Genomic DNA, 8,660 nt, shown 5'->3' on the forward strand with positions numbered 1-8,660 from the left:
GAGCAGGTAGGAGCGATCGAACATAGGCAGCCGCTTCGCTCAGCTCATCTTCAAGGCGCTGTTTTTGGGTTTGTAAATCTTGATTGAGCTGATACAGCCGCAGCCCAGCCCCAACCCTTGCTTTTAGCTCACCAAAATCAACTGGCTTTGACAGAAAATCGTCCGCTCCATTATTCAATCCCTGAATTCGATCTTCGATCGCCATTCTTGAGGTAAAAAGAATAAAAAAAGTTGTTGTTAAACGAGGTTCTGCCTTGATTTGACGGCAAACTTCTAGACCGTCCATCGCTGGCATATTCCAGTCGCAAATAATCAGGGCAGGCTGAAACTGTTTTGCCTGTTCGATGCCTTCCTGGCCATTGGCGGCAGTCATCACCTCATGCCCATCATGCTGTAGCAGTTTTTTGACGGTCAAACAGATTAACGGATCGTCATCAATTACCAGAATCTTAAACATGAATTCGGAAACGAAAGAGAGTATAAATCTGTTTAACTTAGTGCATTTTTAAACTGAGCTAGATACTCCTGAATATGATTCAGCGAAGATTCAATTTCGGCTAACAAAGACTCGATCGATTTAAACTGCTGTTGGCCAGCCTGTTGCTCTAGTTCTGCCGCAGCCGATTGGATTGATTTTGCTCCAATATTAGCACTCGACCCGTTCAAATGATGAGCGGCTTGCTCTGCCAGACGATAGTTTTGCCGATCGATCGCCTGCCGCAAAGTCGTTAAATGGTCGTGACTGTCCTTCAGAAAAACGTGCAGCAACTCAAGCTCAAACTCTGGAGAGTTATCAGAGAGCTGATGCAGGTAGTGTAGGTCAAGATATGCCTCCAGCGACAGGGAAACTGCCTTTTGATCCGTTTGAGGAACTTCTGTGGATGGGTTAGAGCCTGGTTGCTCTGGCAATTTAAGTTGTTGCATCCATTGTTTCAGAACAGCTTCCAGCATCACACGTTGAATTGGCTTCTGAAGATAGTCATTCATGCCTGCGGCGATCGCCCGTTCCTGGTCACGCGGCAAATTGCTGGCAGTCATGGCGATGATGATTGCTGGCTGAGAATGGGTTAACGCTGTACCACCCGATAATGGGGGACTGGATAAAGCAATCTGCTCGTGCTGCCGGATGGCGATCGTCGCTTCAAATCCATCCATACCGGGCAGTTGACAGTCCATCAAAATCATGTCGTATTGCTTCTGGGCAGTTTTCTGAACCGCAGAGCGACCGTCTGCCGCAATTTCGACTATATAGCCCAATGATCTTAGCTGTTGGCTGATAATTTTTTGATTTGTAAGATTGTCTTCTACCAGCAAAATCAATTGGGATGACACTTCTAATGAACTCCGGGATTGGAGAATTTGTGAGATTAATTTCTGAGATGGAAGCGTTGAGGGTTCGCTTTGCTTTTCCTCGTTTTGCTCTGTTTGAATAATCTAACTAATCTTCCAGGAACCAGGCAGCCAACAGCAACCCGATCGCCACACTAAACCAGAACGGTAAACGCAGCGAAAACAGAAATTCCACTGGGAAATAGACTGCTTTTTCAGTAAAGAAAACAGTGAGAATCAGCACCATTCCTAACAGAACAATTGGCATTACGGCTACCCCTCGTATTCAGTGTCGATCGCAATCTCCAGCGTGTCTTCGTCGATCGTGATATACAAGATGTTCGGACGACAGCATACCTGACAATCCTCCACGTAGGACTGAGTAGACCCCGCACTGAAATCGATAAACGTCAGGCTTGGTTCTCCACAATAGGCACAGACATATTCTGCGGTGTTTTGCATTCGTTTTTCTCCTGATCATCTTGCTTTTTAAGTGCCTGAATCCGCTGCAAGCTGCCGCCCGCCAGTAGAGTTTGCTGAGGATTTAAAAATCCTGCCGCTTCGAGTTCGCTGACCAGGTTTGTTTTTAGAAGCTCCCACGCCGTTTCGGTTTCAAACAGCCAGAAAAAGCCATAAAGCCCCGGCGTAAAAATCGGATTGGTCGGCTGATGAAAATCAATCAGGGTAAACACGCCGCCCGGCTTGAGAACGCGATGTACTTCTCGCAAAATCTGGCGGAGCTGATCAAGCTTCATTTCGTGCAGGGCTGCGCTGGTATGCACCAGGTCAAACTGTTCCGCCTCAAACGGCATCGCTTCTGCCCAGCCTTCGACAAACGCTGCTTCGGGTACATTTTTCTGCGATCGCTGAATCGACAGAGGTGAAGCATCCAGCCCGACCACAGGGTTCGATGCGAAGCCCTTGCCCGATTGGGCTAATCGCCGCACGAGGTACCGAGTTGCCTGACCGCTGCCACAGCACAAATCGAGAATCTGCATTGCTGGATCGATCGACAGTCCTTCCAGTGCCAACTGCCGAAACCGTGCCTCTCCGCCCACCGTTAAAGCCGCCAGACGACTGATGCCATCGTACAGCCATTGATAGCGATAGCTTAAATCTCGAAGAATCGTAGCCATAGAGTCATCCGTAGGGAATTTGGAATTGCAGAACCTGGAACAGCGCGTTGGTTTGGAGGTTCTATCTGTAGTCTTGACTCAGTCTTTGAGAGATTAAGTCACTGCTTGGCTCAGTCACTGCTTGATTAAGTCATTGAGAGATTAGCGTTTATACTCCTCCTCTCAATCTTGACACCAGGAGCAAGCGTCAGTACAACAAACCGATTGTCCCGTATAGACTCCCAATTCATTTCCAATCCCCAATTCCGAACCACAGATCATTCACCGCTCCCTTCCCATTCCAAATTCTGAACCCGAATTACAGATTACGAATAATTCGCCGCTCTAGGGCAGCCTGAACCGCTTGCTGCTGATCTCGTCGGGTAATCCAGCGATGATACGTGCGGTTATGGATTGCGACAGAGTGACCCATCATGCGGGCAGCCACTGTATCGGGAATCCCGAAATGAATCGTGCGAACTGCCCAGGCGTGGCGCAAATCGTAGGGCGAAAAGGGAATTTGATAGCGGCGAAACTGCGTGGCAACCTGCTGTCCGATGCGTTGAAGCGTGGTTTGATGCAGATCTAGATTGAGGGGCGGCAGCCGGACTTCGCGGAGATTAAAGCGATCGACCCATTCCGGGTAAAAGGGCCACACTTCATGGCTTCCGGTTTTGGTGGTGGGCAAAACTTCGATCGCGGCTTCGGCTTCGCCCTGGATCAGTGCACTGTAGTTGCAAAAGAAAACCTCGTGATTTCGCAGCCCGTAGGTCGCCATAACGCCATAGACAAATTGCCAGGTCGGGCTGGGAATCGTATCGAAAATCGCAATAATCTCTTCGTCTGACGGCAAGCGGCGCATCTGGGTTTTGCTGGGGCTATAGGTTCCCCACAGGGTTTTGAGGTCGATCGGCAGTTCCAAATGCAGAAATTGCGCCAGCGCGTTCAGAGCAGTACAGCAAACTTGCCGACTCCGGGCATTGGCGGGAATAGCTTGAATCGTGCTGTAAATTGCTTCGGTCAGGGTGAAATTGGGATGCGATCGAGTGGTGGCTTCCAGCTTTCGCAGATAGGGCGCGTAGGTTTTTTCCCAGGTGGTGCGGGTTGCGCCCGGATTGCTATCTTTTGCCAGATGCTCTAGAAAGTGCCGCTCGAACGCCTTCAGCTTTTCTGCCAGATCCATTTGATGCAGCCGCTTTCCTCCAGCGACTGGTAAATGTTGCCGCCAGTCAAAGGTATTCTGGATAAGCTGTGCTGCAATGACTTTCACCTGCTGTTCTGCCTGCTTCAATCCGCTGGGCGTTGCCGGGAGATCAAGCGGAACTCTCTGCTGATGCGCCCGCAGGCGATCGCTTCCCGGACGGGGGGGCAGGGTTCCCCGCAGACAAAGCTTACTGCCGCGCCGCTCAATCTGAAGTCCCATACGAGCAGCCTTCAGACGTTGATTTGCCTGCTCGATGCGGGGATCGATCGAACTATCGGTGTCTTTCGATGACGAATCTGACATCTTTTGTTAGGTTGCAGATAGACCGTGACTCATTTTTAATAAAAGGAAAGCTTACAATACACTGGTTAAGTAGAATGAGGGCATAGCAGGTGATGGCTTGCAGAGCCGATTGAGCGAGTAATGAGGCAACGCTGGCGATTCTATTCAAGCAAAATCTCGATTGGAATTGAGCAGAGCGGCACAAATTAGAAAAGATTATTGTTAAAATCAGTAACAAATATTAAGGGAAGGACGAGTGGCAGTTATGGGTCGTGTTGGCGTTCTACTACTCAATCTGGGCGGACCGGATCAGCTAGAGGATGTCCGTCCCTTTCTGTTTAACTTGTTTTCTGACCCAGAAATCATCCGTCTACCCTTTCCCTGGCTGCAAAAGCCGCTGGCGTGGCTGATTTCCTCGAGTCGTGCGAATAAATCGCAAGAAAACTACAAGCAAATCGGGGGTGGCTCTCCGCTGCGCCGCATTACCGAAGAACAGGCAGACGCACTGCGCAATGCGCTGAAAGAAAAAGGGGAAGACGCTCAGATTTACATCGGAATGCGCTACTGGCATCCCTTCACCGAAGAAGCTGTGGCTCGAATTAAGCGCGATGGTATTGATCGCCTCGTGATTCTGCCTCTGTATCCGCAGTTTTCGATCAGCACGAGCGGGTCAAGCTTCCGCCTGCTAGAGCAGCTCTGGCAAGAAGACCCTGCGCTGCACGGGATCGATTACACAGTGATTGCGTCCTGGTATAAGCGATCGGGCTACCTGAAAGCAATGGCAGACCTGATCGCTAAAGAGCTAGACCAGCTCGAAAACCCGGATCAGGCCCATATTTTCTTCAGCGCCCACGGGGTTCCAGTGAGCTATGTGGAAGAGGCAGGCGATCCCTACCAGCAGGAAATCGAAGAATGCGTTGAGCTAATTATGCGAACGCTGAATCGCTCGAATCCCCATACGCTGGCGTATCAGAGCCGGGTGGGTCCGGTGGAATGGCTGAAGCCCTATACCGAAGAGGCGATCGGAGATCTGGCAAAGCAGGGCGTTGAGGATTTGCTGGTTGTACCCATCAGCTTTGTCTCAGAGCATATCGAAACCCTGCAAGAAATCGACATTGAATATCGCGAAGTCGCCGAGGAAGCCGGAATCGAGCACTTCCATCGCGTGCCTGCCCTCAATACCCATCCCATCTTTATTGACGACTTGGCAGATCTGGTGATTTCTGCGATGAATTCGCCCAGTTTAAAGCTGGCAGAAGTCACCCAGATGAAGAAAAGGGTGAAGATGTACCCGCAGGAACGCTGGGAATGGGGCATGACCACCACCGCAGAAGTCTGGAACGGACGAATTGCCATGCTGGGCTTTTTGGCACTGCTGATCGAGCTAATTAGCGGTCACGGTCCACTGCACTTTGTGGGTTTGCTGTAAGGAGTTATTTGCTGTTAGGGATTATTTGCTGTCAGGGATTGGTTAAAGAGTCTCCAATGTCTCTTAACCGGAGCTGCGGGCGAAACGATCGGATGAGTGAGGGATATCGGTTGAAGTCCGATCGCGCCTGAGGAAATCGGAAATAGCTCATCGCCAATCCAGATCATCGCCAACCCCTCTCCTTATCCCCTTACCTCCTCACTCCTCTACCCCGGCAACAGCGGCAGCAGCAGCGTTACAAAGTAATAAACCAGCGGTGCGGTAAAAACATAGCTATCGGCACGATCGAGAATTCCGCCATGTCCGGGAATAAGCTGCCCTGAATCTTTGACGCCCGCGTCGCGTTTCATCATTGATTCGGTTAAGTCACCAAGCAAGCTGGCGATGCCGATCATTAATCCTAATGCCATGCCGCTGAGGGGTGAACCTGCCCAGCCGAGATACCATGCGCCGATCGTCGCAACGGCCACACTTGCCAGCACTCCGAACACTGCCCCTTCAACCGTCTTTTTGGGGCTGATATCGGTGAGGCGGGTTTTACCGAAGGTTTTGCCAAACACGTACGCGCCAATATCGGCTGCCCAGATGCAGAGAAAGGTGAGCAGCGTGGCGGTGAGCCCAACGGGAAGGTCTTGCAAGTGGGGCAGAGGAAAGGGAGGCCAGTAGCCGCTCAAGGGTAAGTTGCTGACTTCTGCACTGCCCAGTGCCCGCAATCGCACCCAATAGCTAGGCAGGTAGCCGCCATAAAACAAGCCTAGAATCGAAGCGGAAATATCAGCGATCGTGGCAAATTTGGGCTGAAACAGCAGATAAAAGCAGATAAACGTTCCAGCAACAGGCATCACGGCATCAGCAAGCGGCGAGGAAAGGGTGGCAGTTACCAGCAGAATTTGACTGACGACGAGCGTAGTTTTTGCGGCAGGCGCAATGCCTTTGGCGCGGGTTAGCTCAAAATACTCTAGCTGCCCCAAATAGACGATAATGCCGAAGCCAAGGGTAAAGTACCAGCCTCCCAGCAGCGTCATCCCCAACGCCAGGACGATCGCCACAATTGCACTGAGAATACGCGGTAGCGGTATGGGCATAGTTTGACTCAAGACTTAGTTGCCTGAATGTTGGCCTGAATGTTGGCTGAATATTGCCTGAATGTGGCCTGAACAGTGAAGAGATAGCTTGACGAATGACGGCATAAAGTTCAGTTTCAGCACTACTCTGCCACAGATTTCAGTTCTACAGGAGAATTGACCGAACCGAGAACAAAATTGAACACCGTAGCATCCTTCCCACACCTGCTATCCACAAAAACGCAGCTAAACGCGATCGATTCAGGCTGAGAAGAGATTTGAGCAAAGGGAATTTGAGCCTGATCGGGCGAGGTCCAGCCGCAATTCCTCTTAGTCTACCTTTTCACCGCTCAGCACAAAAATGGGATCGACGGCGGCAAAGAGCTGATGGTTTCCGCGTGTTTCGAGCCGATTGACCGCCGATTGCACCACTTCAATATTGCGGGCACGCAGTTCTGCTAATCCTTCAGAAATGGCATACAGGCTTTCAAAATTGTTTGCCGTTGCCACGATGCGACCCTGAGGCAAAAGCCGCTGCCACACTGCCTGCAAAATGGTTTTAATCGGACGCCCCCCCTCTAGACACACGCAGTCAGGCGCGTCACTTAAGTTCTGCAAGCAGTCGGGCGCACTGCCTTCGATCACTTCCACATTGCTAACGCCAAAGCGATCGCAGTTTCGCCGAATCAGGCTTGCCACTTCCTCATCTCGCTCGATCGCCACAATGCGCCCCTGTGGGCAGAGCAGCCCTGCCTCAACCGGAATCGTTCCCGTACCCGCACCAATATCCCACAGGATTGAATTTGCCTTGAGCCGCAGCGAAGAAATTAGCAGCACCCGCACTTCCCGTTTGGTGAGCGGAATACCGGGCAGTTGCTCGAAGAGGGCATCGGGAATACCGGGAGTCACATAAGACCAGAGCGGAGAAGGCATGGGCAAAGGAAGGGGGAGATAGAGGGATCAGGGGGTGGGGGAGTAGAGGAGTAAAGGAGGGGGTAGTTTGCCATTTGATCTGGCGATCGAATCCCGTGACCTTTTGGGATCGGGTTTTTAATCAGCGTTGATGGCTGTTTGGCACAACTCCCTTTGTTGTATGACTTGTTGCATTACTGCTGTTAATGCATCACGACTCGAATCGTTTTCAGGGTTAAGTCGGCGCAGCCTGTGATCATCCCACCTGCTTTCAGGATTTGCTGAAGCCGATCGATCGCTTCGAGGGTCACGACTTCTCCTGGCAATAGTAGCGGAATTCCGGGGGGATAGGGGCAGACCAGCTCTGCGCTCACACGATCGATCGCCTTTGCCACAGGCAGGGTTTGGCTGGGCGCAAAAAAAGCAGCTCGGGGCGACATTGGAGCGATTATCTCTTCGGGAAACTGCGAAGCATCCAGCATCGGCAGAGGAGCATCGGGCAAAAGCAAGGGAGATGCAGGCGGCATGCTGTAATCGTGGCTGAGACGCTGAAAGGCATGGACAAGGCGATCAGCATCCTCGATCAGATTGCCAAAGGTGAGGATAAAAGTGAGGGTGGTCATTCCCGGCAGCTCGGCAGTCACGCCAAACGCTTGATGCAAAATTTCGTCGGCGGCAAATCCGCTGAAGCCTAAGCCTGAAACCTCGATCGTTAAACGAGTCGGGTCAAGGGCAGGAAAACCCAGCCGTGCAACGGATTCAGGAGCCAGGAGGCGAATATCGGGAATCGAGGAAATCTGGGAACGCACTCTCTCGGCAAGGGCGATCGTTTCACTCAGCAACGCTTTTCCCTGGGTTGCCATTTGCTGACGGGCGGCATCGAGCGAAGCCAGCAGCAGATAGTTTGGACTGGTGGACTGTACAAGCTGGAGGGCACGCCGAAGCCGATCGCGATCGATCCGGTTTCCCTGAACGTGCAGCATTGCCGCCTGGGTCAGAGCAGAAAGGGTTTTGTGGGTAGACTGAACCGCCAGATCGGCTCCTGCTTGCAGGGCAGACATCGGCAAATCCGGGTGAAAGCTAAAATGCGCTCCGTGCGCTTCATCCACCAGCAAAGGCAAATTGTGGGCGTGAGCGATGCGGGCGATCGATTCCAGATCAGCACAAACCCCGTAGTAGGTGGGCGAAACGATCAGCACGGCTTTCGCATCCGGGTTGCGATCGATGGCGGCTTGAACGGCTGCCGGAGTCACCGCATGAGCAATGCCCCAGGCTGGGTCAGCAACAGGCTCAATCCATCCCGGTGTGGCTCCCGACAGAATCAG

General features: G+C 51.9%; 11 protein-coding genes. 1 reads left to right on the forward strand and 10 read right to left on the reverse strand.

The window, feature by feature from the left end; genetic code table 11:
- The 6 genes from H6F80_RS16645 to H6F80_RS16670 form a co-directional block, all read right to left on the reverse strand.
- On the reverse strand, positions 1-457 hold a 457-nt coding region (locus H6F80_RS16645), incomplete at its 3' end, for a response regulator transcription factor (RefSeq protein ID WP_190792647.1).
- 32 nt (positions 458-489) lie between these two features.
- Positions 490-1,332: a response regulator gene (locus tag H6F80_RS16650; protein WP_190792648.1), complete on the reverse strand. Its 843-nt coding sequence runs from the start codon at positions 1,330-1,332 to the stop codon at positions 490-492.
- A 106-nt stretch (positions 1,333-1,438) separates the two neighbouring features.
- A complete protein-coding gene (locus H6F80_RS16655; RefSeq protein ID WP_190792649.1) occupies positions 1,439-1,597 on the reverse strand; it encodes a hypothetical protein in 159 nt (52 codons plus the stop codon).
- Positions 1,598-1,602: 5 nt separating this feature from the next.
- Entirely contained in the window at positions 1,603-1,791 is a 189-nt protein-coding gene (locus tag H6F80_RS16660) for a CPXCG motif-containing cysteine-rich protein (RefSeq protein WP_190792650.1), read from the reverse strand.
- Positions 1,740-2,465, reverse strand: coding sequence for a class I SAM-dependent methyltransferase (locus H6F80_RS16665; protein ID WP_190792651.1), 726 nt, complete (start codon positions 2,463-2,465; stop codon positions 1,740-1,742). The genes H6F80_RS16660 and H6F80_RS16665 overlap by 52 nt, the downstream gene beginning before the upstream one ends.
- 298 nt (positions 2,466-2,763) lie before the next feature.
- Complete coding sequence (locus H6F80_RS16670) at positions 2,764-3,951, reverse strand: site-specific integrase (protein ID WP_190792652.1); 1,188 nt, start codon at positions 3,949-3,951, stop codon at positions 2,764-2,766.
- Positions 3,952-4,195: 244 nt separating this feature from the next.
- Here H6F80_RS16670 and hemH point away from each other — a divergent pair, with 244 nt between their 5' ends.
- Entirely contained in the window at positions 4,196-5,359 is a 1,164-nt protein-coding gene (hemH, locus tag H6F80_RS16675) for a ferrochelatase (RefSeq protein WP_190792656.1), read from the forward strand.
- A gap of 14 nt (positions 5,360-5,373) precedes the next feature.
- Here the strand turns inward: hemH and H6F80_RS16680 are convergent, their stop codons facing one another.
- From H6F80_RS16680 to H6F80_RS16695, 4 genes are all read right to left on the reverse strand, one after another.
- Positions 5,374-5,526: a hypothetical protein gene (locus H6F80_RS16680; protein ID WP_190792653.1), complete on the reverse strand. Its 153-nt coding sequence runs from the start codon at positions 5,524-5,526 to the stop codon at positions 5,374-5,376.
- A gap of 39 nt (positions 5,527-5,565) precedes the next feature.
- The gene (locus H6F80_RS16685) at positions 5,566-6,444 is read right to left on the reverse strand and encodes a phosphatidate cytidylyltransferase (RefSeq protein WP_199296633.1); all 879 of its coding nucleotides are present in this window, start codon (positions 6,442-6,444) and stop codon (positions 5,566-5,568) included.
- A 309-nt stretch (positions 6,445-6,753) separates the two neighbouring features.
- The gene (gene cbiT, locus H6F80_RS16690; protein WP_190792654.1) at positions 6,754-7,356 is read right to left on the reverse strand and encodes a precorrin-6Y C5,15-methyltransferase subunit CbiT; all 603 of its coding nucleotides are present in this window, start codon (positions 7,354-7,356) and stop codon (positions 6,754-6,756) included.
- A 182-nt stretch (positions 7,357-7,538) separates the two neighbouring features.
- Positions 7,539-8,660, reverse strand: a 1,122-nt coding sequence (locus H6F80_RS16695; protein ID WP_190792655.1) for an aminotransferase class I/II-fold pyridoxal phosphate-dependent enzyme, incomplete at its 5' end; no start/stop codon positions are given.

Origin of the sequence: Leptolyngbya sp. FACHB-711 (assembly GCF_014695615.1) — a bacterium.
GTDB lineage: Bacteria > Cyanobacteriota > Cyanobacteriia > Elainellales > Elainellaceae > Leptolyngbya_A.